This is a genomic window from Rhodococcus sp. P4_B6 (assembly GCF_056402215.1).
Genome location: NZ_JBFUHV010000006.1, coordinates 55,890 through 80,961 on the forward strand (window position 1 = coordinate 55,890; position 25,072 = coordinate 80,961).

General features: G+C 67.7%; 27 protein-coding genes. 18 read left to right on the top strand and 9 right to left on the bottom strand.

What is annotated here, in order from left to right:
- Positions 1-92 precede the first annotated feature (92 nt).
- On the top strand, positions 93-1,268 hold the full coding sequence (locus tag AC1DWT_RS04305; protein WP_477919844.1) for a cytochrome P450: 1,176 nt from the start codon (positions 93-95) through the stop codon (positions 1,266-1,268).
- A gap of 66 nt (positions 1,269-1,334) precedes the next feature.
- On the opposite strand, the gene AC1DWT_RS04310 is transcribed toward AC1DWT_RS04305, so the two are convergent.
- Entirely contained in the window at positions 1,335-2,216 is an 882-nt protein-coding gene (locus AC1DWT_RS04310) for an aldo/keto reductase (protein WP_072939013.1), read from the bottom strand.
- Between the two features lie 66 nt (positions 2,217-2,282).
- Between AC1DWT_RS04310 and AC1DWT_RS04315 the strand changes: the two genes are divergently transcribed.
- Positions 2,283-3,095 (top strand): HAD family hydrolase, encoded by an 813-nt coding sequence (locus tag AC1DWT_RS04315; protein WP_072939011.1) that lies wholly within the window; start codon positions 2,283-2,285, stop codon positions 3,093-3,095.
- 51 nt (positions 3,096-3,146) lie between these two features.
- Here the strand turns inward: AC1DWT_RS04315 and AC1DWT_RS04320 are convergent, their stop codons facing one another.
- From AC1DWT_RS04320 to fadD3, 5 genes are read right to left on the bottom strand one after another with little or no spacing between them, the layout of a single operon-like run.
- Positions 3,147-4,196 carry an acyl-CoA dehydrogenase family protein gene (locus AC1DWT_RS04320; RefSeq protein WP_095863165.1) on the bottom strand — a complete coding sequence of 350 codons (1,050 nt, stop codon included), beginning with the start codon at positions 4,194-4,196 and terminating at the stop codon, positions 3,147-3,149.
- Positions 4,193-5,161, bottom strand: a complete 969-nt coding sequence (locus AC1DWT_RS04325; protein WP_095863166.1) for an acyl-CoA dehydrogenase family protein — start codon at positions 5,159-5,161, stop codon at positions 4,193-4,195. The genes AC1DWT_RS04320 and AC1DWT_RS04325 overlap by 4 nt, the downstream gene beginning before the upstream one ends.
- Complete coding sequence (locus tag AC1DWT_RS04330) at positions 5,158-6,318, bottom strand: acyl-CoA dehydrogenase family protein (RefSeq protein ID WP_095863167.1); 1,161 nt, start codon at positions 6,316-6,318, stop codon at positions 5,158-5,160. The genes AC1DWT_RS04325 and AC1DWT_RS04330 overlap by 4 nt, the downstream gene beginning before the upstream one ends.
- Positions 6,319-7,191, bottom strand: coding sequence for an enoyl-CoA hydratase (locus AC1DWT_RS04335; RefSeq protein ID WP_072939001.1), 873 nt, complete (start codon positions 7,189-7,191; stop codon positions 6,319-6,321).
- Positions 7,188-8,735: a 3-[(3aS,4S,7aS)-7a-methyl-1,5-dioxo-octahydro-1H-inden-4-yl]propanoyl:CoA ligase gene (fadD3, locus tag AC1DWT_RS04340; RefSeq protein WP_095863168.1), complete on the bottom strand. Its 1,548-nt coding sequence runs from the start codon at positions 8,733-8,735 to the stop codon at positions 7,188-7,190. The genes AC1DWT_RS04335 and fadD3 overlap by 4 nt, the downstream gene beginning before the upstream one ends.
- Before the next feature lie 48 nt (positions 8,736-8,783).
- Between fadD3 and AC1DWT_RS04345 the strand changes: the two genes are divergently transcribed.
- The 15 genes from AC1DWT_RS04345 (at position 8,784) to AC1DWT_RS04415 (ending at position 21,520) form a co-directional block, all read left to right on the top strand.
- Complete coding sequence (locus AC1DWT_RS04345; RefSeq protein ID WP_095863169.1) at positions 8,784-10,004, top strand: acyl-CoA dehydrogenase family protein; 1,221 nt, start codon at positions 8,784-8,786, stop codon at positions 10,002-10,004.
- On the top strand, positions 10,001-10,804 hold the full coding sequence (locus tag AC1DWT_RS04350) for an SDR family oxidoreductase (protein WP_095863170.1): 804 nt from the start codon (positions 10,001-10,003) through the stop codon (positions 10,802-10,804). Before AC1DWT_RS04345 ends, AC1DWT_RS04350 begins: the two co-directional genes overlap by 4 nt.
- A gap of 91 nt (positions 10,805-10,895) precedes the next feature.
- Positions 10,896-11,507 carry a TetR/AcrR family transcriptional regulator gene (locus tag AC1DWT_RS04355; protein ID WP_072938993.1) on the top strand — a complete coding sequence of 204 codons (612 nt, stop codon included), beginning with the start codon at positions 10,896-10,898 and terminating at the stop codon, positions 11,505-11,507.
- 13 nt (positions 11,508-11,520) lie between these two features.
- Positions 11,521-12,669: an acetyl-CoA C-acetyltransferase gene (locus AC1DWT_RS04360; protein ID WP_072938991.1), complete on the top strand. Its 1,149-nt coding sequence runs from the start codon at positions 11,521-11,523 to the stop codon at positions 12,667-12,669.
- Between the two features lie 91 nt (positions 12,670-12,760).
- Positions 12,761-13,090: a hydrogenase maturation nickel metallochaperone HypA/HybF gene (locus AC1DWT_RS04365; RefSeq protein ID WP_072938989.1), complete on the top strand. Its 330-nt coding sequence runs from the start codon at positions 12,761-12,763 to the stop codon at positions 13,088-13,090.
- Between the two features lie 5 nt (positions 13,091-13,095).
- Complete coding sequence (gene hypB, locus AC1DWT_RS04370) at positions 13,096-13,890, top strand: hydrogenase nickel incorporation protein HypB (RefSeq protein WP_095863171.1); 795 nt, start codon at positions 13,096-13,098, stop codon at positions 13,888-13,890.
- Positions 13,891-14,050: 160 nt separating this feature from the next.
- Positions 14,051-15,106 (top strand): NADH-quinone oxidoreductase subunit B family protein, encoded by a 1,056-nt coding sequence (locus AC1DWT_RS04375; RefSeq protein ID WP_095863172.1) that lies wholly within the window; start codon positions 14,051-14,053, stop codon positions 15,104-15,106.
- 57 nt (positions 15,107-15,163) lie between these two features.
- Positions 15,164-16,957: a nickel-dependent hydrogenase large subunit gene (locus AC1DWT_RS04380; RefSeq protein WP_072938983.1), complete on the top strand. Its 1,794-nt coding sequence runs from the start codon at positions 15,164-15,166 to the stop codon at positions 16,955-16,957.
- A 10-nt stretch (positions 16,958-16,967) separates the two neighbouring features.
- A complete protein-coding gene (locus tag AC1DWT_RS04385; RefSeq protein WP_072938981.1) occupies positions 16,968-17,924 on the top strand; it encodes a NifU family protein in 957 nt (318 codons plus the stop codon).
- Positions 17,924-18,568: a DUF5947 family protein gene (locus AC1DWT_RS04390; protein ID WP_072938979.1), complete on the top strand. Its 645-nt coding sequence runs from the start codon at positions 17,924-17,926 to the stop codon at positions 18,566-18,568. The genes AC1DWT_RS04385 and AC1DWT_RS04390 overlap by 1 nt, the downstream gene beginning before the upstream one ends.
- Positions 18,565-19,212 carry a DUF6084 family protein gene (locus tag AC1DWT_RS04395; RefSeq protein ID WP_095863173.1) on the top strand — a complete coding sequence of 216 codons (648 nt, stop codon included), beginning with the start codon at positions 18,565-18,567 and terminating at the stop codon, positions 19,210-19,212. The genes AC1DWT_RS04390 and AC1DWT_RS04395 overlap by 4 nt, the downstream gene beginning before the upstream one ends.
- A complete protein-coding gene (locus tag AC1DWT_RS04400) occupies positions 19,209-20,633 on the top strand; it encodes a hypothetical protein (RefSeq protein WP_095863174.1) in 1,425 nt (474 codons plus the stop codon). Before AC1DWT_RS04395 ends, AC1DWT_RS04400 begins: the two co-directional genes overlap by 4 nt.
- Entirely contained in the window at positions 20,630-20,749 is a 120-nt protein-coding gene (locus AC1DWT_RS04405) for a DUF6893 family small protein (RefSeq protein ID WP_371851542.1), read from the top strand. The genes AC1DWT_RS04400 and AC1DWT_RS04405 overlap by 4 nt, the downstream gene beginning before the upstream one ends.
- Positions 20,750-20,755: 6 nt before the next feature.
- Positions 20,756-21,262: a hydrogenase maturation protease gene (locus AC1DWT_RS04410; protein ID WP_095863175.1), complete on the top strand. Its 507-nt coding sequence runs from the start codon at positions 20,756-20,758 to the stop codon at positions 21,260-21,262.
- A 3-nt stretch (positions 21,263-21,265) separates the two neighbouring features.
- The gene (locus AC1DWT_RS04415) at positions 21,266-21,520 is read left to right on the top strand and encodes a HypC/HybG/HupF family hydrogenase formation chaperone (RefSeq protein ID WP_072938967.1); all 255 of its coding nucleotides are present in this window, start codon (positions 21,266-21,268) and stop codon (positions 21,518-21,520) included.
- Here AC1DWT_RS04415 and AC1DWT_RS04420 read toward each other — a convergent pair.
- Both AC1DWT_RS04420 and AC1DWT_RS04425 read right to left on the bottom strand, forming a co-directional pair.
- Entirely contained in the window at positions 21,517-22,311 is a 795-nt protein-coding gene (locus AC1DWT_RS04420) for a hypothetical protein (protein WP_072938965.1), read from the bottom strand. The genes AC1DWT_RS04415 and AC1DWT_RS04420 overlap by 4 nt on opposite strands.
- A gap of 103 nt (positions 22,312-22,414) precedes the next feature.
- On the bottom strand, positions 22,415-23,392 hold the full coding sequence (locus AC1DWT_RS04425) for an NAD-dependent epimerase/dehydratase family protein (RefSeq protein WP_095863176.1): 978 nt from the start codon (positions 23,390-23,392) through the stop codon (positions 22,415-22,417).
- A 35-nt stretch (positions 23,393-23,427) separates the two neighbouring features.
- On the opposite strand from AC1DWT_RS04425, the gene AC1DWT_RS04430 reads away from it, so the two are divergent.
- Positions 23,428-24,075 carry a ScbR family autoregulator-binding transcription factor gene (locus AC1DWT_RS04430; RefSeq protein ID WP_095863606.1) on the top strand — a complete coding sequence of 216 codons (648 nt, stop codon included), beginning with the start codon at positions 23,428-23,430 and terminating at the stop codon, positions 24,073-24,075.
- Here AC1DWT_RS04430 and AC1DWT_RS04435 read toward each other — a convergent pair.
- Entirely contained in the window at positions 24,072-25,022 is a 951-nt protein-coding gene (locus tag AC1DWT_RS04435) for a ScbA/BarX family gamma-butyrolactone biosynthesis protein (protein ID WP_095863177.1), read from the bottom strand. The genes AC1DWT_RS04430 and AC1DWT_RS04435 overlap by 4 nt on opposite strands.
- Positions 25,023-25,072: the final 50 nt, after the last annotated feature.

Below are 25,072 nucleotides of genomic sequence, written 5' to 3' on the forward strand. Positions count from 1 at the left end.
GTGAAAACTGCCGCTATACCTCTGCGTCATAGTAGGAACACGTTCTATTATCGGGGCACGAACGGCGGGATTCAATGCGGAGGAGCGTCTCGATGACGGACAGGCCGGAATTCGATCTCATCGACGGACGGTTCTACTCGGGCGAACTCGGCGACCCCCGGCAGGCATACGCCTGGATGCGCGCCCACGAACCGGTGTACCGGACAGGCGGCATTCTCGGCGCCGCGTCGTACGAGGCCGTCCTGGCCGCCGAACGCGATCCGGAGTTGTTCTCGAACGCGGGCGGAATCCGGCCCGGGGTGGGCCCGCTGCCCCAGATGATCGACATGGACGACCCCCAGCACCTGCAGCATCGCCGACTCGTCAACGCCGGCTTCACCCGCAAACAGGTGGAGGCGAAGGTCGGCCGGATCCGCGAGATCTGCGACCACCTCATCGACGCCGCGTGCGGCAAGGAGGAAGTGGACTTCGTGCGCGATCTGGCGGCGCCGCTGCCCATGGCCGTCGTCGGCGACATGCTCGGCGTGCGCCCCCAGGAACGCGACCTGTTCCTGCAGTGGTCCGACGACCTGATGAATGCGCTCGGCAGCAACGCCACCCCGGAAGGACTGCAGGCACAGGCCAACGCCTACCTCGCGTTCAACGAATTCACGCTCCGCACCATCGAGGAACGGCGGCAGAACCCGACGGACGACCTCACCAGCAACCTCGTGCACAGCGAGATCGACGGGCACCGGCTGAGCGACGCGGACATCGTCGGCGAAACCCTGCTGATCCTCATCGGCGGCGACGAGACCACCCGGCACGTCCTCAGCGGCGGCATGGAACAACTGCTGCGCCACCCCGAACAGCAGGCGCGTCTCGTGAACGACCCCGACGGCATCCCGACGGCGGTCGAGGAGATGCTGCGCTGGTCGTCGCCGATCAAGAACATGTGCCGCACCGTCACCCGCGACGTCGACTTCTTCGGAACCGCCCTCCGCGAGGGCGAGAAGATGATGCTGCTGTTCGAATCCGCCAACTTCGACGAGGCGGTATTCCACAACCCCGACGTGTTCGACATCGGACGGTCCCCGAACCCGCACGTCGCATTCGGCTTCGGCACCCACTTTTGCCTCGGCAACCAACTCGCCCGGCTCGAAGCGAAGATCATGTTCGAGCAACTGCTGTCGCGGCTACCCGACATGATGCTCGTCGACGACACCCCGCTGCGGCGTCGTCCTGCCAACTTCGTGTCCGGGCTCGAGGAGATGCCGGTCAAGCTGTAGGCGCTTCGCGCCCGTGCGTGGTTGAGGAGTCTCTGGACTCGCTAACCGCGCACGGGCGCGAAGCGCCTATTCCGGGGCGCCGATGTTCAACTCGTCCGGGTGGGCTCCGACGCGGGCGCCGTCGTCCATCGTCTCGATCTCGCTGAGGTCCTGCTCGCTGAGTTCGAAATCGAACACGTCGATGTTCTCGCGGATCCGCGACTCGTGGACCGACTTGGGGATGACGATCAGCCCGCTCTGCAGATGCCAGCGGATCAGCACCTGGGCAGGGCTCTTACTGTGCCGGTCGCCGATGCGCGTGATGATCGGATCGGTGAGCAGGACGTTCGGCTTCGAGTCGTCGCCCCACCCCGAGTTGCTGGTGCCGCCGAGCGGGCTCCACGATTCGACGGCGATGCCGTGCTCGACCGCGTACGTCCGGATCTCCTGCTGGGCCAGATGCGGGTGCAACTCCACCTGGTCGACCGCCGGGACGACGCCGCCCCGGTCGATCAGCAACTGCAGGTGGCGCGGTTCGAAATTGCACACACCGATCGCCTTCGCGCGCCCGGACTCGGCGATCTTCTCCAGCGCGTCCCACGTGCGGAGGATGCGGTCGTCGTCCTGCAGCGGCCAATGGATCAGGTACAGGTCGACGTAGTCGACACCGAGACGTCCGAGGCTGGCGTCGAACGCTTTCAGCGCTGGCTCGTAGCCCTGGTCCGAGTTCCACAACTTGGTGGTGAGGAAGATGTCCTCGCGCGGGACTCCCGAGTTCGCGATGCCGCGGCCGACCCCCTCCTCGTTGCCGTACGCGGCGGCCGTGTCGATGTGCCGGTAGCCCGCCTCGTCCAGGGCGAACCCGACGGCGTGTTCGGTCTCGTCGTTGTCGGCCTGCCAGACCCCCAAGCCGAGCTGGGGGACGATGGTTCCGGAATTCAGCACGATGCTGGGTACTCGAGGACTCATGCTGTCCAGGCTATCGACTGCGATGGGGTCGTGAGGGGTACATGCGCCGCCTGGCATCATGCGGAGGTGACCCGAATTCGGCTATTGGCGACGGACCTCGACGGCACCCTGCTGCGATCGGACCGCACGATCTCCCCGCGCACCGCGCAGGCGATGGAGGATGCCCGACGGTCGGGGGTCGAGGTGGTGTGGGCCACGGCCCGCGCCCGGCATTCGGTGCACGAACTCGCGCAGTCGTGCGGATTCCGCGGCAAGGCGATCTGCGCGAACGGTGCGGTCGTCCTCGACCTGGCCGACGGCACCCCGGTGATCACGGCGACGACGACCATCGCGATGGCGTCGGCCGCCGCGGCAATGGACCGGGTGCGGACGCTGATGCCCGGTGTCGTATTCGCGAACATCGGCCCGACGCGCTTCGTCGCCGAACCGGCGTACGCGGCACTGTGCGAGTTCGCCGACCACCACCGGCATCCGCACGAGATGATGCTGTCGGAACTGCTGCCCGATATCGACGAGCCGATGGTGAAGATCGTCGCCCGGCACCCCGAGGTTCCCAGCGCGGACCTGTACCGCGCGGCGGTGGCCGCCGGCGTCGACGGCGTCGAACTGACGCACTCCGGTGCGCCGTACGTCGAGATGGCGGCGTCCGGTGTGTCCAAGGCGAGTGCGCTCGCCGAACTGTGCGCCGTCGACGGGATCTCGACGGACGAGGTCGCCGTCGCCGGGGACGCCATCAACGACGTCCCGATGCTGACATGGGCGGGCACGGCGCTGTGCCCGTCCAACGCGCTGCCCGAAGTTCTCGCCCTCGCCGACCACGTCCTGCCCAGCAACGACGAGGACGGGGTCGCCAGCTACCTGGAGGGGCTGCGCCCGTGAGTGGTTGACGAGTGCAGAGACTCGTGAACCACGCACGGGCGGCGGAGCCGCCTACAGTCCGGCGGCGGTAGCGAGCTCGGCGAGGTAGTCGCGCGGCTGCCCGAAGAGCTGTGCGCTCCCGTGCGCGCGTTTGAAGTACAACTGCGCGTCGTGCTCCCAGGTGATGGCGATGCCGCCGTGCAGCTGGATGGCCTCGGCCGCGACGTTCTGAAGCGCCTCCGAGCAGTACACCTTCGCGACGACGGCATCGTCGTGCGTCCCCGACAGCGCCGCCGCGTACGACATCGACCGGGCCGTCTCGACGAGCGCGTACATGTCGGCCATGCGGTGTTTCAGTGCCTGGAAGGATCCGATGGCGCGCCCGAACTGCTTGCGCGACTTCGCATATTCGACCGTCTGTTCCAGCGCCGCGGACGCCGCGCCGACCTGTTCCGCCGACAGCGCGACCAGCGCGACGGTGCGCAACTGGTCGACGAGGTCGGTGGGGGAGACGAGCCTTCGCGCCGCGACGCCGTCGAACACGACCTCCGACAGCGCGCGCGTCGGGTCCATCGCCGGGACGCGACGTTGGGTGACGCCGTCCGCCGCCGGGTCGACCTCGAACATGCCTTCGGATGTGAGGACCAGCAGCACGTCCGCGACGTCACCGCCGAGGACGTACGACGCCGTCCCCGACAGCGTCTCGCCCGACGCGGTGACGCCGAAACCGGACCACCCGTCCGGGCCCGCCCAGCACAGCGCGGCCACCGAGCCTGCCGAGATGCCGGGAAGCAGCCGGGCGCACGCGTCGTCGTCCCCCGACAACACCAGCGCCTGCGCGGCCAGCACCGCGCTGCCGAGCATCGGCGACGGCGTCAGCGTGCGGCCCAGCTCTTCCTGCACCACATGGACTTCCAGCAGCGATGCCCCGACGCCGTCGTACTTCTCCGGGATGGCGAGCGCGGCGACACCGATCTGCTCGCACAACTTGGACCACAGCGCGTCGTCGTAGCCGTGCCCGGTGGTGATCGCCCGGCGGACGGCGGCGGAGTCGGAGTGCTTGCCGAGCAGGTCCCGGACCGACGACCGGAGCGCGGCGCGTTCCTCGTTGTCGAAACTCATGATGCCTCCACGAGCGAATCGACGACACGACCGCGGTGGAAGTCCGGTGTGCCCCAAGCGGACACGAGCGCGCGGACCTTCGTCAGCCATAACGACAGATCGTGCTCCTGCGTGTACCCGATGGCGCCGTGCACCTGGAGCGCCACCCGCGCCGCCCGGTACGCGGCATCTCCGCACGCCACCTTCGCGGCCGACACGTCCCGGGAACTGTCTGCGGAGCCGTCCCGCACGGCCAGCGCCGCACCGTGCAGAAGCGGCCGCGACATCTCCAGCCCGACAGCCACTTCCGCCAGGTGATGTTTGATGGCCTGAAACTGTCCGATCGGCTTGCCGAACTGCTTGCGCTGCTTGGCGTAGTCGGTGGTGACGTCGAGCAGGGTCTGGCCGAGTCCCTGCAGTTGGGCCGCGGTCGCGAGGGCGCCGAGGTCGAACGCGGGCCCGAAGTCCACGTCACCGAGGGTCTCGCCGGCGGTCAGCGGGAACAGCCGCCGAGACTGATCCACCGAGTTCTGCACCGCACCGGCCTGTCCGAGAGACAGGGTGGCACCGTCGACGAGCAGGACCAGATCGGCCGAGTCCGCGTCCACCGCGAACGGCACGTGCGGGCCGGCGGCGACTGTGGCGAGCAAACCGGAAGCCAACGCCGACAGCCGGTCCGATGACACCTGCGCGAGCAGGGCCGGCGCGACGGCGACGGTCTCGGCCACCGGGCCGGGGACCGCGTGGCGTCCGAGTTGTTCGACGGCCACCACGAGGTCGACGGCGTCGGCGCCGAGGCCGTCGTGTTCCTCGGACACCAGCAATCCGTTCACGCCCGTCTCGGCGAGGCGCTGCCACACCTTCAGACCGGGGCCGGTGTCGCCGGTGTTCCACGACCGGATCACCGCCGGCATGTCGGCCTTCGACAGCAGTGCGTCGATGCTGGACGCGAAGTCCTGATGGGAGGAGTCGAGTGTGAATCTCATCGATCCGCCTTCGGTAGGCCGAGCAGGCGCTCGGCGATCACGTTCTTCTGAATCTCGTTGGTGCCGGCGTAGATCGGGCCGGAAAGGGAGAACAGGTAGCCGTCCGTCCAGTTGTCGGCGAGCTCCGCCGAGGCGCCCTGCAGCTCGAGCGCAGTCTCGTGCGTGGTGATGTCCCACTCCGACCAGAACACCTTGTTGATCGACGACTCGGCCCCGAGTTGGCCGCCGTCCGCGAGCCGGGTGACGGTGCCGAATGTATTCAGCTGGTACGCGCGGGCACCGATCCAGGCGTCGGCGACCCGGTCGCGCAGCGCGGTGTCGTCGGTGCGTCCGGAGGTCTCGAACAGCGCGATCAGCCGGTCCACCGTGGCAAGGAACCGTCCCGGGCTGCGCAGCGACAGCCCACGTTCGTTGGACGCGGTGCTCATCGCGACCCGCCAGCCCTCGTTCACACCGCCGATCACTCCCGACTCGCCGGGGTTCGCGGCGTCGTCCGGCACGAAGACGTCCTCGAGGAAGATCTCCGCGAACCCGGGTTCGCCGTCCAGCTGATCGATCGGGCGGACGGTGACACCCTGTGACCGCAGGTCGAACATGAAGTACGTGATGCCCTTGTGCCGCTGGGCGTCCGGGTCGGACCGGAACAGCCCGAAACCCCAGTCAGCAAAGCTCGCGCGGGAGCTCCACGTCTTCTGCCCGTTCAGCACCCAGCCGCCGTCGACACGGCGGGCGGTGGAGCGGAGCGACGCGAGATCACTGCCCGACTCCGGTTCCGACCAGGCCTGCGCCCAGATGTCGTCGGCGCGGGCCATCCTCGGCATGATGCGGGCCAGCTGCTCGGCGTTCGCGTGCTCGAACAGCGTCGGGGCGAGCAGGAAGATGCCGTTCTGGCTGACGCGTCCGGGTGCACCGGAGCGGTAGTACTCCTCCTCGAACACCACCCATTCCAGCAGCGACGCGTCGCGTCCGCCCAGTTCCTCCGGCCACGACACCACGGACAGCCGGGCGTCGGCGAGAGTGCGTTCCCACTCGCGGTGCGCCTCGAAACCCTCCGCGGTGTCCATCGACGGTAGCGGCTCGGCGGGAACGTTGTCGCGCAGAAAGGTTCGCACCTCCTCGCGGAAGGCGACGGTGGCGTCGTCGAACTCGAGATCCACTTACTTGGCTCCTTCGTTCGAGTTGCGGGCGCTGGCGGCCATCGACTTGGCGTCCATGCCGCCGAGCGGATCGGTGTCGATCTCCGCATTGTGCGCGTGCGCGAAGTGGTGGAGGCCGAAGACGGAGTCCATGCCGTTCCGCATGCCCATCTGGTCTTCGCACTGGTTGACGGCCTTCTTGGTGAGCGCGAGACCGAACCGGGGCATCGCGGCGATGCGGCCGGCGATCGCCAGGGTCTCCGTCTCGAGGTCCTCGCGCGGCACGACGCGGTTGACCATGCCCACCTCGTACGCGCGCTGCGCGGTGAACCGGTCGCCGGTGAAGAGGATCTCCTTCGCGAACCGCGGTCCCAGCATCCACGGGTGCGCGAAGTACTCGACCCCGGGAATGCCCATACGTACGACCGGATCGGAGAAGAAGGCGTCGTCCGACGCGACGATCAGGTCGCACACCCACGCCAGCATCAGACCGCCGGCGATGCAGGCGCCCTGGATCATCGCGATGGTCGGCTTCGGGATCTCGCGCCAGCGACGGCACATCCCGAGATACACCTCCATCTCGCGGGCGTAGCGCTGGTCGCCGCCGGGCTTGTCGACGTGGTCCCACCACATCACGGCCTTGTTGTCGTAATGGACGTGATGGTCGCGGCCCGGGGTGCCGATGTCGTGCCCGGCGCTGAAGTGCTTGCCGTTGCCTGCGAGGACGATCACCTTCACGTCGTCGTCCTCGACGGCCCGCTCGAACGCGGCGTCGAGCGCGTACGTCATCACCGAGTTCTGGGCGTTGCGGTAATCGGGGCGGTTGAGCGTCACGAATGCGACACCGTCGCGCACGTCGTAGGTGACGACGTCACCCTCGTCCGGAACCGTCATTTCTTCTCCTCACGCAGAACGTTTTTCATGACCTTCCCGGAGGGGTTCCGGGGGAGGGAGTCGACGAAGCGCACCGAGCGGGGCACCTTGAAGTTGGCGAGGCGCTCCTTGCAGAACGCGATCACGTCGGCCTCGGCGAGCGCGGTACCCGCCTTCGCCACGACGAACGCGCGCCCGACCTCGCCCATCCGCTGGTCGGAAACACCGATGACGGCAGACTCCGCGACACCGTCGAGCCTGGCAAGGGCGTTCTCCACCTCAGCGGGATACACATTGAACCCGCCGGAGATGTACATGTCCTTGAGACGGTCGGTGATGTCGACGTATCCGCGGTCGTCGAGGGTGCCGACATCGCCGGTGTGCAGCCAGCCGTCCGCGTCGATGGTCTTGGCGGTGGCCTCCGGGTCGTCGAGGTAACCGAGCATCACGTTCTCACCGCGCACCAGGATCTCGCCGTGATCGCCGATCCGAACCTCCATCCCGGGGATCGCGCGACCGGACGTGGTCGAGACGGTCACCGGGTCGTCGTCGGTCCGGCACATCGTGACCACCACGGCCTCGGTCTGGCCGTAGGCGGTGAGGACGGCGTCGAAGCTGAGTTCCGACTGCATGCGTTCCACCAGGGCGACGGGCACCGCGGCCGCGCCGGTGATCGCGACCCGCAGGCTGGACAGGTCGTACTTCGGGCGGTCGGGGTGGTCGAGGATCGACTGGAAGATCGTGGGGGCGCCGGGCAGCACCGTGATCTGCTCGTCGTGCACGGTCGCCATCACCTTGGGGACGTCGAACACGGCCATCGGCACGACGGTGACCCCGTTCAGCAGGCATACCAGGAACCCGGCCTTGTAGCCGAAGGTGTGGAAGAACGGGTTGATGATGAGGTAGTTGTCGTCCGACGTCACCTCCGCGCACTCACCCCACGCCCGGGCGATCCCCACCGACTGCCGGTGCGCGCTCATCACCCCCTTGCTCCGGCCCGTGGTGCCCGACGTGAACATGACATCGGAGACGTCGTCGGGGGAGACGCCGACCGCGCGGGCGTCGGCCTCGGCGCGGGTGTCCTCGTCGGCGAGGGCGAGGAAGTCGTCGAAGTCGACGACACCCGGGGTCGGGGCGTCGCCGCCGTCGACGGGCACGCGGACGACCGTCGGCAGGTCGAGGGTGCTCGACTCGTTGCGCAGCGACGCGTACCGGTCGGTGCCGAGGAAGTTGCCCGCGACGACGAGTGCGGTCGTCTTGGTGCGCTCGAGGATGTCGAGGGTCTCCGGTGCGGTGTACCGGGTGTTGATCGGGACGAGCGTCGCGCCGGCGTAGTGGATGCCGAGCGCGGCGACCACCCAGTGATACGTGTTGGGCGACCACACCGCGACGTGGTCGCCGGGCCGCACGTCCTGCGAGCAGAGTGCGGCGGCGAAATCGCGGACACGGTCGTGCAGTTGTGTGAAGGTCAGACGGACGTCGCCGTCGGACACCGCCGGAAGCTCGCCGTATGCACGCGCGGCGTGGATGACGGCGGACGGGATGGTTCTCGGATGTTCGGTCACTGGGCTCCCTACCTACCTAGCAAGTGCTTGGTAGGTTATCTTACAGACGTGGACCAGAGCGAGAGCCCGGACGGGCTGATCACCGACGACGACTTCGCCGAGAGCGTCAGAACGTGGCTGAAAAACAATCTGACCGGCGACTTCGCCCGGCTGAAGGGCAAGGGCGGCCCCGGTAGCGAGCACGAGTTCTTCGAGGAACGGCTCGCCTGGGACCGGCACCTGGCGGCCGCCGGATGGACGTGCCTCGGCTGGCCGAAGGAATACGGCGGGCGCGGAGCGACGCTGGCTCAGCAGGTCGTGTTCCACGAGGAATACGCGAAGGCAGGGGCACCGGCACGCGTCAGTCACGTCGGCGAGGAATTGCTCGGACCGACGCTCATCGCGTTCGGCACCGAGGAGCAGAAACGACGCTTCCTGCCGGGGATCAACACCGTCACCGAACTGTGGGCGCAGGGCTACTCCGAGCCCGGTGCCGGCTCCGACCTCGCCAACGTCGCGACCACCGCACGACTCGACGGCGACAAGTGGGTGATCAACGGCCAGAAGGTGTGGACGTCGCTCGCGCACGTCGCGCAGTGGGCGTTCGTGCTGTGCCGCACGGAACCCGGGTCGAAGCGGCACCAGGGGCTGAGCTTCCTGCTCGTGCCTCTGGACCAGCCCGGCGTCACCGTCCGGCCCATCCAGCAACTCACCGGCACGTCCGAGTTCAACGAGGTGTTCTTCGACGACGCCGTCACCGACGCCGATCTGGTGGTCGGGGAACCCGGCGACGGCTGGCGGGTCGCGATGGGGCTGCTCACCTTCGAACGCGGCGTGTCCACGCTCGGGCAGCAGATCGGATTCGCCCGCGAACTGCAGGGCGTCGTCGACCTCGCGAAAACCACCGGCGCAGCGTCCGACCCGAACATTCGCGAGAAGATCGCCCGCGCCTGGGTGGGGCTGCGCGTGATGCGCGCCCACGCCCTGCGGACCCTCGAGGCCGTCGACGCCGGAACGTCCGGGCCCGAGGCGTCCGTCGCGAAACTGCTGTGGGCCAACTGGCACCGCGACCTCGGACAGCTGGCGATGGAGGTGCAGGGTGCGTCGTCGCTCCTCGCCCCCGTCGACCCGACGTCCGACATCACCGATCCCGAACATCTCGAACTCGGCGAATGGCAGCGGCTGTTCCTGTTCACCCGCGCCGACACCATCTATGGCGGATCCAACGAGATCCAGCGCAACATCATCTCCGAGCGCGTGCTCGGACTCCCCCGAGAGGCACGACCGTGACAAAACCCGCACCGCTCGCCACCGCACCCGTCGAGACGCCGGGCCACGACCTGCTGAAAGGAAAGAAGGTCGTCGTCACCGCCGCCGCGGGCACCGGCATCGGCTACGCGTCCGCGCGACGTGCCCTGCTCGAGGGCGCCGACGTGCTGGTGTCCGACTGGCACGAACGACGGCTCCGCGAGACCCAGGAGAAGCTCGCCGCCGAGTTTCCCGGGCAGGCCGTCGAGGCGCTGACGTGCGACGTGTCGAGTACCGAACAGGTGGACGCCCTGATTTCCGGGGCGGCCGACGCCCTCGGCCGGATCGACGTCCTCGTCAACAACGCCGGACTCGGCGGTGAGACGCCGCTCGTCGACATGACCGACGAGGAGTGGGACCGCGTCCTCGACATCACCCTGAACGGCACGTTCCGCGCCACCCGCGCGGCGCTGCGCTACTTCAAGGGCGTCGAGCACAACGGAGTGCTCGTCAACAACGCGTCCGTCCTCGGCTGGCGGGCGCAGCACTCGCAGGCCCACTACGCGGCGGCGAAGGCCGGCGTCATGGCGCTCACCCGTTGCAGCGCGATCGAGGCCGCCGAATACGGGGTCCGGATCAACGCCGTCGCACCGTCCATCGCCCGGCACGCCTTCCTCGCCAAGGTCACCAGCGAGGAACTCCTCGACAAACTGGCATCCGACGAGGCCTTCGGCCGCGCCGCCGAGGTGTGGGAAATCGCCGCCACCATCGCCATGCTCGCCAGCGACTACACCACCTACCTCACCGGCGAGGTCGTGTCGATCTCGTCGCAGAGGGCGTAGCCGCCCCGTGCGCCTTTTTGGTAGCTCCGACAACCAGAAAGGCGCACGGGGCCGGAGTACCTAGCAAGCGCTTGGTTGATAGGATGTGACGATGACTCCACCCCTCGACGACACGACCGGCAAGACCGGACGCAGGGCCGAACTCCTCGACATCGCGGCCACCCTCTTCGCCGAACGCGGCCTGCGGGCCACCACCGTGCGCGACATCGCCGACGCCGCGGGCATCCTGTCGGGCAGCCTGTACCACCACTTCGACTCCAAGGAGTCGATGGTCGACGAAATCCTACGGGGCTTCCTCGACGACCTGTTCGGCAAGTACCGCGAGATCGTCGCATCCGGACTCGACAGTCGCGCGACCCTCGAAGCGCTGGTCACTACGTCCTACGAGGCGATCGACGCGTCGCATTCGGCGGTCGCGATCTACCAGGACGAGGTGAAGCATCTCGTCGCCAACGAGCGCTTCACGTACCTGTCCGAACTGAACACCGAATTCCGCGACCTGTGGATGGGTGTGCTCGAGGCGGGGGTGAAGGACGGCAGCTTCCGGGCCGACATCGACGTCGAACTCGCCTTCCGTTTCCTCCGCGACACCGCCTGGGTCGCCGTCCGCTGGTACCGGCCCGGCGGTTCCGTCACGGTCGACACCGTGGCCAAGCAATACCTCTCGATCGTCCTGGACGGACTCGCGAGTCCCCAACACTGACTAGGAGTTTCACATGACCGAGGCCTACATCGTCGACGCCGTTCGCACCCCGATCGGCAAGAAGAACGGTGGCCTGTCCGGCGTGCATCCCGCCGACCTGGGTGCGCACGTCATCAAGGCCGTCGTCGAGCGCACGGGCATCGACCCGGCCGGTGTCGACGACGTCGTCTTCGGTTGTGTCGACGCGATCGGCGGACAGGCAGGCAACATCGCCCGCACCGCGTGGCTCGCCGCCGGCTACCCGGAAGAGGTCCCGGGGGTCACGGTCGACCGGCAGTGCGGGTCGAGCCAGCAGGCCGTCCACTTCGGTGCGCAGGCGATCCTCAGCGGCACCGCCGACCTGATCGTCGCGGGCGGTGTGCAGAACATGAGCCAGATCCCGATCGCGTCGGCGATGGTGGTCGGGCAGCAGTACGGATTCGACACCCCGTTCGGCGGATCGACGGGCTGGGCCGAGCGCTACGGCGACCAGGAGGTGTCGCAGTTCCACGGCGCCGAACTGATCGCGGACAAGTGGGACATAAGCCGCGAGGCACTCGAACGCTGGGCGCTGCAGAGCCACGAGCGGGCGCGGACCGCCATCGCCGAGGGTCGCTTCGACCGCGAGATCGTGCCGGTGGGCGACTTCACCACCGACGAGGGTCCGCGCGAGACCAGCCTCGAGAAGATGGCCGCCCTGAAGACCCTCACCGACGGCGGACGTCTCACGGCCGCGGTCGCGAGCCAGATCTCCGACGGTGCGAGCGCGGTGCTGCTGGCCTCACCGGAAGCGGTCGAGCGGTACGGCCTGACGCCCCGCGCCCGCATCCACCACCTCAGCGCCCGCGGCGCCGACCCGATCTTCATGCTCAGCGCGCCGATCCCCGCGACCCGCTACGCGCTGGAGAAGACCGGCCTGAGCATCGACGACATCGACCTGGTCGAGATCAACGAGGCCTTCGCGCCGGTGGTCCTCGCGTGGCTCGCGGAGATCGGCGCCGACCCGGCGAAGGTCAACGTCAACGGCGGCGCGATCGCCCTCGGCCACCCACTCGGCGCGACCGGCACCAAGCTGATGGCGACGCTCCTCAACGAACTCGAACGCACCGGCGGCCGCTACGGTCTGCAGACCATCTGCGAAGGCGGCGGCACCGCGAACGTCACCATCATCGAACGCCTGTGAGTACTTCTTAACCGCCGGCGGTTAACAAGTACTCACGGGTGCGAAGCGCTACGCTCGAACAGGATAGTGACGAGTCCTGAACGGGGCCGTGATGCACGAATTGGCAATCACCCAGAGCGTCGTCGACGCCGTCTGCGAGACCGCTGCGGGACGGACGGTCCACAGCGTGCGGGTGCAGGTGGGGGCGCTGACTGCGGTAGTCGCCGATTCGATGCAGTTCTGTTTCGAACTGGTCACCGAAGGGACCGTCGCGCACGGTGCCCGTCTCGACATCGACCACACGCCGGGCGGTGCGCACTGCCGTGAATGCGGCGACGACTTCGTGCTCACGGACCTGGTGTTGCTGTGCCCGTGCGGAAGTGCGGACGTAGAGGTCACGTCGGGTCGGGAACTACGAATCCTCTCGATGGAAGTGAGCTGACGCAAATGTGTGCCACCTGTGGATGCGGAGACGAGACGGGGACCAGGATCACGGTGCCCCACGAGCACCCCCACGACCACGAGCACCCGCACGACCACGCACACGAGCACACCCACGAACACCCCCACGACGAGCACCCACACACTCACGAACACGCGACCGAGACGGTCACCCTCGAACAGAAGGTGCTGGCGAAGAACGACCTCACGGCCGAGCGCAACCGGGGCTGGCTGGCGGGGCGCGGGGTACTCGCCCTCAACGTGATGAGTTCGCCCGGGTCCGGGAAGACGACGCTGCTCGAACGCACCATCGCCGACATCGGTGGGCAGCGTCGGGTCTCGGTGGTGGAGGGCGACCAGGAGACGATGCTCGACGCCAACCGCATCAAGGCGACGGGATGTGCTGTGGTGCAGGTGAACACGGGCGCCGGGTGTCATCTCGACGCCGAGATGATGCGGGACGCGCTGACCGCCCTGGACCCCGAGCCGAATTCGCTGCTGTTCATCGAGAACGTGGGGAATCTCGTCTGTCCGGCACTGTTCGATCTCGGTGAGAAGAGCCGGGTGGTGGTGATCTCGGTGACCGAGGGGACGGACAAGCCGCTGAAGTATCCGCACATGTTCGCGGCGGCGAACCTGGTGATCGTGAACAAGGCGGACCTGTTGCCGTACGTGGACTTCGACGTCGACCTCTGCACGAAGTACGCCCGGTCGGTGAACCCGGACCTGCAGATGATCACATTGTCGGCGACGACCGGTCAGGGCATTCGGCAGTGGTACGACTGGATCGCGAAGAAATGAAGCCACTACACGACGGGGCCGGACGACGCGGCGCGACGCGCCGGGGACCGTTGACATCCGCTCGGCGGCGGAGCTAAATAAATATCAGCGCCACGCAGGTGGGCCGACGGTCGACTCCGGTGGCGACAGGAGTTGTGTTCACTCCGGAAAGCGACCTGATATGCCGACACAGGAAGCAATCAACGCCGAGGACACCCTGATTCACGTGCTGTGGATCAATGCGGGACTCAGTTGCGACGGCGATTCGGTGGCCTTGACGGCTGCGACGCAGCCCAGTGTCGAGGAGATTGCCCTGGGGGCCCTGCCGGGCCTGCCCAAAGTGGCCGTGCACTGGCCGCTGATCGACTTCGACAACGGTCCGGAGGGCGGCGCCAACGACTTCCTGGAATGGTTCTGGAAGGCGGACCGCGGCGAACTCGAACCCTTCGTGCTGGTGGTGGAGGGTTCCATCCCGAACGAGCAACTTCACGACGAGGGTTACTGGTGCGGCTTCGGCAACAATCCCGAGACCGGTCAGCCGGTGACGACGAGTGAGTGGCTCGATCGTCTGGCTCCGAAGGCGACGGCGATCGTCGCGGCGGGCACGTGCGCGACGTACGGCGGCATCCACGCGATGGCGGGCAACCCGACCGGGGCGATGGGTGTTCCCGATTATCTCGGCTGGGACTGGAAGTCGAAGGCGGGCATTCCGATCGTCTGCGTTCCCGGTTGCCCGATCCAGCCGGACAATCTGTCGGAGACGTTGACGTATCTCCTCTACATGGCCACCGAGCAGGCGCCCATGATTCCGCTCGACGACGCGCTGCGTCCGCAATGGCTGTTCGGCGCCACGGTGCACGAGGGCTGCGACCGCGCCGGCTACTACGAGCAGGGTGATTTCGCCACCGAGTACGGCTCACCGAAGTGCATCGTGAAGCTGGGGTGCTGGGGTCCTGTCGTCAAGTGCAACGTCCCGAAGCGGGGCTGGATCAACGGTGTGGGTGGGTGCCCGAATGTGGGTGGTATCTGCATCGGGTGCACGATGCCGGGCTTCCCGGACAAGTTCATGCCGTTCATGGACGAACCGCCGGGCGGCAAACTCTCCACCACGGCGTCCGGACTGTACGGATCCGCCATTCGCAGTTTGCGCAGGATCACCAAGAACACGTTGGACAAAGAGCCGCACTGGCGCAGTCGCGGTACGAAACTGACCACGGGCGCGACACGCACCTGGTAGTCCCGCTCGGGGTCTCGGGCGGTGGTCCGCCGGCCTCGAACACTGAGAGGTACGTCGATGACAACGATCATTCCGGAACCTTCGCACAAGTCGGAATCCGACGGCCTGGTCGAGATGGCGTGGGATCCGATCACGCGCATCGTGGGTAGCCTGGGCATCTATACGAAGATCGACTTCAAGCAGAAGGAAGTCGTAGAGTGCCACAGCACTTCGTCGATCTTCCGCGGCTATTCGATTTTCATGAAGGGTAAGGACCCCCGCGACGCCCACTTCATCACGAGCCGGATCTGCGGCATCTGCGGTGACAACCACGCGACGTGTTCGTGCTACACCCAGAACATGGCCTACGGTGTGAAGCCTCCGAACATCGGCGAGTGGATCGTCAACCTCGGCGAGGCCGCGGAATACATGTTCGATCACAACATCTTTCAGGAGAACCTCGTCGGTGTGGACTTCTGCGAGAAGATGGTCTCCGAGACGAATCCGGGGGTGCTGGCGCAGGCCGAGAAGACCGAGGCGCCGCACGCCGGGGAGCACGGCTACAAGACCATCGCCGACATCATGCGGTCGCTGAACCCGTTCACCGGTGAGTTCTACCGGGAGGCGTTGCAGGTCAGCCGGTGGACCCGAGAGATGTTCTGTCTCATGGAGGGTCGGCACGTGCACCCGTCCACCCTGTACCCGGGTGGTGTGGGAACGGTCGCAACGATTCAGCTGATGACCGACTACACGACGCGTCTGATGCGCTACGTGGAGTTCATGAAGAAGGTCGTCCCCATGCACGACGACCTGTTCGACTTCTTCTACGAGGCGATGCCCGGCTACGAGAAGGTCGGCCTGCGCCGGACCCTCCTCGGCTGCTGGGGGTCGTTCCAGGATCCCGCGGTGTGCAACTTCTCCTACAAGGACATGGAGAAGTGGGGTCGGGCGATGTTCGTGACGCCCGGCGTCGTGGTGGACGGAAAACTGGTCACGACGTCGCTCGTCGACATCAACCTCGGTATCCGAATCCTTTTGGGCAGTTCGTATTACGACGACTGGACCGACCAGGAGATGTTCGTGAGGAACGATCCGCTCGGGAACCAGGTCGACCGCAGGCATCCGTGGAACCAGCACACCAACCCGCACCCGCAGAAACGCGACATGGAGGACAAGTACAGCTGGGTGATGTCGCCGCGGTGGTTCGACGGCACCGACCACCTCGCGCTGGACACCGGCGGCGGACCACTGGCCCGGCTCTGGAGTACCGCCCTCGCGGGCCTCGTCGACATCGGGTACGTGCAGTCGACCGGTCACAGCGTGAAGATCAACCTGCCGAAGACCGCGCTGAAGGGCCCGGTCGAGTTCGAATGGAAGATCCCGCAGTACGGCAGCAACACGATCGAGCGGGACCGGGCGCGGACCTACTTCCAGGCCTACGCGGCGGCGTGCGCGCTGCACTTCGCGGAGCAGGCGCTCGCCGAGATCCGGGCCGGGCACACGAAGACCTGGGAGAAGTTCGACGTCCCCGACGAGGGGATCGGCTGCGGCTTCACGGAGGCGGTGCGCGGAGTCCTGTCGCACCACATGGTGATTCGCGACGGCAAGATCGCGAACTATCACCCGTATCCGCCGACGCCGTGGAACGCCAACCCCCGCGACAGCTTCGGTACACCGGGGCCGTACGAGGACGCGGTGCAGGGCCAGCCGATCTTCGAGGAGAACGACCGGGAGCACTTCAAGGGCATCGACATCATGCGGACCGTCCGCAGTTTCGACCCCTGCCTGCCGTGCGGTGTGCACATGTATCTCGGTGAGGGAAAGACGCTGGAGAAGCTGCATTCGCCCACCCAGTCCGTGACCGGCGAGTGACGGGGTACGCATGGAGAGTGGCGGATCGGAGACGTGGGGGAGTGACGAAGTAGCAGACGACCCCGATCGGTGGCGGACAGCCGGCGAACGGATCGACAGCCTGTTGGACGCGAGTTCGACAGGTGGCTCGGTGGCCCGCGAGCGCGCCGAGCAATTGGTCCGGGAGGTGGTCGAACTCTACGGCGCCGGGTTGCAGCGTGTCCTCGACATCATCGGTGACCGCGACGACGACCTCGTAGAACGTCTCGCCGCCGACGAACTCGTGGCCAGCCTGCTCCTCGTGAACGGACTCCATCCGCACGATGTCGAGACGAGGGTTGCCTCCGCACTCGACAGCGTGCGCCCCTACCTGGGCTCCCACGGCGGTGACGTGGAATTGCTCGGCGTGGTGGACGGTGTGGTGCGGTTGCGGCTGACCGGCAGTTGTCAGAGCTGCCCGTCGTCTGCGGTGACGTTGGAACTCGCCGTCAAGGACGCCGTGCTGGCGGCCGCGCCGGAGACCGTGGACATCGAGGTGGTGGGCGCCACCCCGGCCGCCGGTTCCGGGCTGATCGCCGCGGAATCGCTGTTCTCCCATGTTCATCCGAACGGATTGGACGGGTCGAGCGGCACCGGGACGTGGGTGTCGGTGCCCGAACTCGAGGAACTGACACCCGGGGAGGTGGCCGGGTTCTCCGTCGCCGGGCTGCCGATCCTGGTGTGCCGGATCGGGGAGCAGTTGTTCGCCTACCGCGACCGGTGCGCCGCCTGCACCCACTCGCTGGCCGGGGCCACGCTGCAACGGAAGGCGGGAGGGCAGGTGGGGGACGCGGTGCTGCGCTGCCCGTCGTGCCGGGCGCATTTCGACCCGCGTCGCGCGGGCCTGCGCCTGGACGGCGACGCGGACGCCGAAACGCTCTCGCCGCTCCCGGTCCTCGTGCGCGACGGCGTCGTCTCCGTGGCCGTGCCCGCCGCGGAGGTGGCGTGATGAGCCCGTCGGGGAACGGGCTGCGCATCCTGCAGCGCATCGCGTCCGAGCGGCCCAAACCGGTGGTCGGGGAACGGTGCGACATGTGCGCCGTGCCGATCGCCGACGCCCACCAGCACGTCGTGAACGTGCAGGACCGGCAACTGATGTGCGTGTGCCGCGGGTGCTACCTGCTGTTCACCGACGAAAACGCCGAACTGCGCTTCCGGGCCGTGCCGGAACGCTACCTGTCGTTTCCGAACTTCGAACTCGCCCCCGGTCGCTGGGACGAACTGGAGATCCCCGTCGGGCTCGCGTTCGTGTTCCGGAATTCGCTGCTGGCCAAGACCGTCGCGTTCTATCCCGGTCCGGCGGGCGCGACCGAATCGGAACTGCCCCTCGACGCCTGGGACGGTGTGCTCGCGGTGAACCCCGCGCTCGGCCGGCTGTCCGCCGACACGGAAGCCCTGTTGCTGCGGGTCCCCGAACACGGCGAGGGCGACCCCGAGTGCTACCTCGTACCCATCGACGCCTGCTACCAGTTGGTGGGGCAGTTGCGGCAGGTGTGGCGGGGATTCGACGGCGGCCAGGACGCACGGCGGGTCATCGACACGTTCTTCGACGACGTGCGGGCGCGCAGTCGCGTCGCGAAGGAGCCGACGTGACCGAGTTGACGTTCCGTGTGGCGGACGTGTTTCCGGAACCGTTCGCGGTTGCGCCGAATCTGACTGCGCGGGTGGAGGTGACGGAGTCCAGCGATGCTGTCGTGCATGCGATGGCCGTCCGCTGCCAGGTCCGCATCGACCCGCAACGCCGCCGGTACACGGACGGCGAGGCGGAGGGCCTCCTCGATCTGTTCGGGCCCCGCGAGCGGTGGACGGCCACGCTCAAACCCTTCCAGTGGATGCAGACCAGCACCGTGGCCCAGGGGTTCACCGGGTCCAGTGTGGTGGAGTTGCCGCTGCCGTGCACGTACGACTTCGAGGTGACAGCCTCGAAGTACCTGCACGCCCTGGATGAGGCCGGGTCGACGGTGCCGCTGGTGTTCCTGTTCAGCGGAACGGTCTTCACGCGCGGGGTCGCCGGGTTCGGCGTGGAACGGATCCCGTGGGACCGCGAATCGACGTACGACTTGCCGGTGGCGGTGTGGCGCGAACTCGTCCAGGCGCACTACCCGAATACGGGCTGGGTGCGCCTCGACCACGACACGCTGGCGGCACTGGCGAAATACAAGGCGGCGCACGGACTGCTCGGACTGGATGTCGCCATCGCAAACCTGCTGCAGGGAGCCGGGGAGGTGATCGCATGATCTCCCCGGCGTCCCTGCAGCGAGTACGGGCCGTGGCCGACGCGGTCCTCTACGAGGGCTACCTGCTGTATCCGTATCGTGCGAGTTCGTCGAAGAACCAATCCCGGTGGCAGTTCGGCGTCCTCGGACCGCCGGGTGCGGCGGAATCGGGAGTCGGCGAGGAACCGCGCCTGTCCTGTCAGACGCTGATGCGCCCCCGTCCGGGTCAGCGGTCCGGAGTGTCGGTGACCGTCCGGTTCCTGCAACTGCAGGTGCGTGAGGTGGAGAAGGCCGCGGGGTCCGGGTTCGAGCCGGTCGGGGAACTCACCGTCGCCGGCCGCAGCTGGCTGTCGTGGGACGAGGCGGTGGAACGCGAGATCGACCTGGGCGCGGTGTTCCCGGCCGAGGAGCTCGAGGACTGCCGGCTCGACGTGGACGTCGAGGGGGGAGTGGACGTCGAGGAGTTGCGCGAGGACGACGGCACCCTCGCCGGGCGCGTGGTGCGGACCAGGTGGCCGCTGCGCGCCGTCGTCCGCGTCGGCAGCGACCGGCACGACGGACTGGACCTACTGCGGGTGTCGATCGAGAACGTGAAGATCGACGCGATCGGCACGTGGTCGAAGGATTCGGCCATCAGGCACTCGCTGATCGGGGCGCACCTGATGTTGGCTGCGGAGGACGCCGAGTTCGTCTCGCTGCTCGAGCCGCCCGACGACGCCGCGCCGCTCGCGTCGACCTGCCATCAGGAACGCTGCTACCCCGTGCTGGCCGGGCTGCCGGGGGAGACGGACCTCGTCCTGGTGTCGCCGATCATCCTGTACGACCACCCGGAGGTGGCCGAGCAGAGCGACGGCGCCCTGTTCGACGCCACCGAGATCGATGAGATCCTCACCCTGCGGGTCATGACGCTCACCGAGGAGGAGAAGCGTCAGGCGCGCGCCACCGACCCGCTCGCCGCCCAGATCATCGACCGCTGCGAGCAGATGTCGCCGGCGACGCTCGCCCAGATGCACGGCGTCCTGCGAAACCCGCATTTCCCGAGCCCCGACATCCCGGAGCAAGGTAACGCCGAGCGCGGCCTCCCCGACATGGGTCTCGTCCCGGAACTGACCGACGACGTGCCGTGGTGGGATCCGGACGCCGACACCGCCGTGCGCCCCGACATCGACGGTGTGATCGTCAACGGCGTCCGGGTGGCGAAGGGCACCGTCGTGCGGATCCATCCGTCGCGCCGCGCCGACGCCCAGGACCTGTTCTTCGCGGGACAGCTCGCTCGGGTGGTGACCGTGCACGCCGACGTCGACGGTGGCACCCACGTCGGCGTCGTGCTGATGGACGATCCCGCCTCCGAGTTGCACGAGTGGTACGGCAGGTATCTGTACTTCGCCCCGGACGAGGTGGAGCCCGTATCGGCAGACACCGGAAAGGAAGAACAGTCATGAAGATTCTCGGAGAGGCCACCACCGCCGCGCTGGCGTTGCTGGCGGTCGCCGGTGTGGCGGTCGCCGTCTTCTCGCTTCCCGACATCAAGCGGTACCTGCGTATGCGCAAGATGTGAGGCCACGTGACGGACAGGCGGGTGCTGGTTGCCGGTGTGGGCAACATCTTCTTCGGCGACGACGGATTCGGTCCCGAGGTGCTGCGTGGTGTCGCGACGAGGTCGCTGCCGCCGGGAGTCCGGGCCGTCGATTTCGGCATCCGTGGAACACATCTGGCGTACGAACTGCTCGACGGGTGGGGTGCACTCCTGCTGGTCGACGCCGTTCCCGATCGAGGTGAGCCGGGGGCATTGAGGGCGTTCGAGGTGGGACCCGATTCGGTGCCCGCGGCGCCGCTCGACGCGCACAGCATGGATCCGGGGGCGGTGTTCGCCAGTCTCCGCGCGCTTGGCGGAACCCTGCCGCGCGCCGTGGTCCTCGGCTGCCAGGTGGACAACACCGACGAGGGAATCGGGCTGTCACCGCGCGTCGCCGCCGCCGTCGCACCGGCCGTCGACACGGTCTTCGAAATCGTGGACCAACTGCTGGCGGCCCACGCAGCGACGCTGCAACCGGAGAAGACGGAGGGCTGAATCGTGTGTCTCGGAATTCCCGGCCGGGTGGTGCGCATGCTGGAGGGCTACGGCAACCAACTCGCGCTCGTCGACGTCGTCGGCGAACAGCGCAAGGTGAACGTCGGCATGCTGCCCGAGGACGTCAGCCTGGAACCGGGCGACTGGATCGTCATCCACATGGGATTCGCGATGGAGAAGGTGGACGAGGCAGGCGCCGAAAAGGCGATGGCGGGGCTGGAGATGATGGGACGCTCGCGGACGGCGGACGAAGACTAGCTCTGCGTTCCGGCGTGGCGGGGGTCCGGCGGTCCGGCGACGAAGTCGCGCGCCCGATTCCAGCGGGCGTGGTAACGCTCCCCGAACCGTGCCTGGGAGCGTGCCAGCCGGCGCGGTCGGGTGCCGTAGCGGCGCACTGCCCACCAGGAATCGGGTTTGGCCAGGCGAATCGCGCCGACGATCGCGACGGGCTGGAACACGATCCCCACGATCCCCGTGACGAACTTGCCCTTGAGCAGGCAGATCAACGAGATGCCGAGTGAGATGAGCAGATAGCCGATCGACGTCCACCACTGGGCGGTGCCGATCTGCCCGCTCACGAGTTCGGCGCCCCCGATCATCAGACCGGTGATCATGAGCGCGCAGAAGATCGCGTCCACCGACTTTCGTCCGGACGTGCTCCAGTACACGTCGTCGAGGTGTACCCACAGAGCGAACTCGTCGAAAGTCAGTGCGAGACCGACCCCGAACAGCGCGGCGAAGACGTTGAGCGCCGTGCCCTCCGGGGTGGTCGCGATCAGTGCTAGCCCCGCCAGCGTCATGAACAGGATCCCGAAAACCTGGTGGTGCAGGTGCACCCCGCCGACGGTGATGTCACCGATCAGACCGCCCCCCGAGTCCGCGGCGTCGTCCGTGGGCTCCGCTCCCGTTTGCGAGCGAATACGGCGGGTGATGATCCGGGTGACCACGAACGTCACCAGAACCGCGATGAACAGCCACATCACGGGATACAGGACCACTATCCGGCTGTCGCCTTCGGTGTCCACGACGATTTCGGCGAGAAGGGCCATCTCGACACTCCGTCAGGTGGGGGAAATCGATCTCTATCCGGGTATACACCCCGACCGCGGACCGCAAACGACGTTCCGCCCACCGACTTCCTGCCGGACCTCGTCACGCCGGGAGACCGGCCAAAGGGCGGTGGCCGAAGGTCGTGCCGGTGGCGGTCAGCAGGCGGGTGGGGTCGTACCAGTGGTCGCGGCCGATCAGATCGAGGTGCCGTTCGGTGAGGCCGTGCCGGGTTCCGGCGGTGACGGCGTCGTCGAAGGTGAGTGAGCTGCCCGGCAGTCGGAGGCGGCCGGAGTCCGCGAGTGCCCGGCCGAGTTCGCGGGCGGTGACAGGGTCGGGATGGCAGGCGTGGAAGACGTCGCCGGAATGTGCCGGGGCCTGCGCGGCGAGGGTCGCGAGAATCCGGGCGAGGTCGGTCACCGCGACGACCGAGATCCGGGACCGCCCCTCGTCCACCCAGGCGCCCAGCGTCTCGAGGATCCGGATGAATCCGGGGACGAACCAGCGGTCGCCGGGCCCGTGGACGAATCCCGGCCGGACGACGCAGCCGCCCGATGCGAGGACGCGGTGTTCGGCGGTCAGCCTGCTCGCGCTCAGCGCCGAAACGGGTGCGGGCGTGGTGTCGAACTCACCGATACCGCTGTGCGGTCCGGCACCGTACACGCCGATGCTGCTGACGTAGAGCACCCGGCGGATACCGTTCCGCGCCGCGGCGGCAAGGAGATTCTCGGTGCCGTCGACGTTCACCGCGATGCAGTGCGCCGCGTCGCTGCCGGTGTAGGAGGCGGTGTGGATCACGACGTCGGCGCCGGTGAGCGCCCTGCGGAGGCTCACCGGATCGGTCAGATCCGCCTGCGCGGACGGCACGCCCGGAATGTCCTGGTCCGACGGTCTGCGCGCGACCGCGGTGCACGCAATCCCGGCCGATACGAGGGCCCGCACGGTGGCGGACCCGATGAAGCCCGTCGCTCCCACGACCGCGACACGTACCGGCGCGGAGGGTGTTCGACCACGCTCGCTCGCGGTCGACGCTGGTACCGTCTCTCCGGGCAATGGGCGCGTGTTCCGTGCTTTCATCGTCATCGTTCTTCTCTCGTGCGGCAGGGAAAGGTGTGAACGTGGTTCAGCAGGCGCGTGCTGCGGCGACTCGACAGCAGATCGTCCGCGGGGCGGCGGAGATGTTCGAGAAGTCGGGTTTCGAAGGAGCCAGACTCGGCAACATCGTCGAGAACGCCGGAATCACGAAGGGGGCCTTGTACTTCCATTTCCGTTCGAAAGAGGATCTGGCGCGTTTCATCATCGGTGAGCAACACCGGATCTCCATCGCGTCGGTCGAGGCGATCGGCCGTGAGCAGGTGTCGGCGATCGAGCAGATCGTGATGCTGTGCCACGAAATGGCCCGGCAGATCGTGAACGACCCGATTGTGCGAGCCGGTATCCGGATCACCCTCGAACTCAGTGCCGACGACCAGGGCCCCGCGGATCCCTATCTCGACTGGATCAACAGTTGCGAGATGCTCGCCACTCGGGCCGTCGAGCAGGGGGATCTCCGCGCGGACATCGACCCGCCGAGGCTGGCGCGGTTCGTCATCGGCGCCTTCACCGGCGTCCAGACCGTCTCCCAGGTGTTGACGCAGCGCACGGACCTCGAGCAACGCGTCGACGACATGTGGGGGTTCCTGCTCCCCGGGATCATGCCCGCGACCCGGCATCAGGACATCGCCCGTATCCGCCGGGCCCGCTGGGTACCGGACGACGCCGACTAGCCGCCCGCACATGCGCTCACCGCGGTAGGTGCGAGCGCCCCGGTTCCGCGCACGACCGCCACACCGCCCTGCCGTATCGACCCGCTGATGGACAACGCGCCGTCGTCCATTACGTCCAGCCGGATCGTGGTCCGTTCGTCGAGTTCGGCGAAACGGTGGAACGTGGCGCCCAGGGACGCGAGGTGCGCGTCCGGCAGGCCGAGTCGGGCGCAGGCCGCCTGCCGCATCGCCTCGAGCAGCAGCATTCCGGGAATGTGATCGCACGGATGGTCGAACAGCACGGGGTGCGTGTGGTCGATCCGCAACTCCCACTCGTTCTCGGAGCGTCGCGGGCCGAGGACCACGTGCGCGTCGTCGACGTGACCGACCAGCGCAGCCGGGGCGGGAGTCGGGCACCACGGCGCGTCGATCGCCCGCGGGCCGCGCTCACCCCACCGGGCGCGTGAGTATGCGGCCGGAGGGAAAACTACCGCGTGACCCGTCGCGGAGCCGGCATCCTGTCCGGCGATCCGGAACCGCAGGTCGACGTGGAACGCGGACAGCGCCCCGCCGCGGTACACGTGCTGGGACACGGTGACCTCGACGACCACATCCGCGGCCGCCGCACCCACCGCGAGCGCGCCGGGTACCGCATGCACCTCGAGGTGCTGCATGACGAACCGGTTCGGCAGGGGGACGGAGAAGCGGGTGTGTCCCAGGTAGATGGCGGTCTGCCGGAGCGTTTCCGCCAGCAGCATGGTGTCGTAGTGCCCGTCTCGGGCGCGGTAGAAGCCGTGCAGGCGGGGCCACTGCGCGGCGACGACGAACCGATCCGGCGCAGGCAGCGAGACGCAGTCGGTGAGGAAGACCTCGGCCACGGATTGGCGGTGCACGTACCTGCGGGGCACGGTCCGCTCGAACGACATCGGAGGAAGGGCATCGGGTACCGGACGGGAAATTCGCGCCACAACCCCATCTCCCCACAGAACCGGTCGGCCCGATGCCGCGGACCGCCCGA

Bases quoted from the DNA above. Each gene is read 5' to 3' on its own strand.
- AC1DWT_RS04400 (WP_095863174.1), top strand. From the start codon at position 19,209: ATGATCTCCCCGGCGTCCCTGCAGCGAGTACGGGCCGTGGCCGACGCG.
- AC1DWT_RS04425 (WP_095863176.1), bottom strand. From the start codon at position 23,392: ATGACGATGAAAGCACGGAACACGCGCCCATTGCCCGGAGAGACGGTA.
- AC1DWT_RS04365 (WP_072938989.1), top strand. From the start codon at position 12,761: ATGCACGAATTGGCAATCACCCAGAGCGTCGTCGACGCCGTCTGCGAG.
- AC1DWT_RS04405 (WP_371851542.1), top strand. From the start codon at position 20,630: ATGAAGATTCTCGGAGAGGCCACCACCGCCGCGCTGGCGTTGCTGGCG.
- AC1DWT_RS04360 (WP_072938991.1), top strand. From the start codon at position 11,521: ATGACCGAGGCCTACATCGTCGACGCCGTTCGCACCCCGATCGGCAAG.
- AC1DWT_RS04305 (WP_477919844.1), top strand. From the start codon at position 93: ATGACGGACAGGCCGGAATTCGATCTCATCGACGGACGGTTCTACTCG.
- hypB (WP_095863171.1), top strand. From the start codon at position 13,096: ATGTGTGCCACCTGTGGATGCGGAGACGAGACGGGGACCAGGATCACG.
- AC1DWT_RS04375 (WP_095863172.1), top strand. From the start codon at position 14,051: ATGCCGACACAGGAAGCAATCAACGCCGAGGACACCCTGATTCACGTG.
- AC1DWT_RS04335 (WP_072939001.1), bottom strand. From the start codon at position 7,191: ATGACGGTTCCGGACGAGGGTGACGTCGTCACCTACGACGTGCGCGAC.
- AC1DWT_RS04355 (WP_072938993.1), top strand. From the start codon at position 10,896: ATGACTCCACCCCTCGACGACACGACCGGCAAGACCGGACGCAGGGCC.
- AC1DWT_RS04420 (WP_072938965.1), bottom strand. From the start codon at position 22,311: ATGGCCCTTCTCGCCGAAATCGTCGTGGACACCGAAGGCGACAGCCGG.
- AC1DWT_RS04390 (WP_072938979.1), top strand. From the start codon at position 17,924: ATGAGCCCGTCGGGGAACGGGCTGCGCATCCTGCAGCGCATCGCGTCC.
- AC1DWT_RS04310 (WP_072939013.1), bottom strand. From the start codon at position 2,216: ATGAGTCCTCGAGTACCCAGCATCGTGCTGAATTCCGGAACCATCGTC.
- AC1DWT_RS04385 (WP_072938981.1), top strand. From the start codon at position 16,968: ATGGAGAGTGGCGGATCGGAGACGTGGGGGAGTGACGAAGTAGCAGAC.
- AC1DWT_RS04380 (WP_072938983.1), top strand. From the start codon at position 15,164: ATGACAACGATCATTCCGGAACCTTCGCACAAGTCGGAATCCGACGGC.
- AC1DWT_RS04325 (WP_095863166.1), bottom strand. From the start codon at position 5,161: ATGAGATTCACACTCGACTCCTCCCATCAGGACTTCGCGTCCAGCATC.
- AC1DWT_RS04320 (WP_095863165.1), bottom strand. From the start codon at position 4,196: ATGAGTTTCGACAACGAGGAACGCGCCGCGCTCCGGTCGTCGGTCCGG.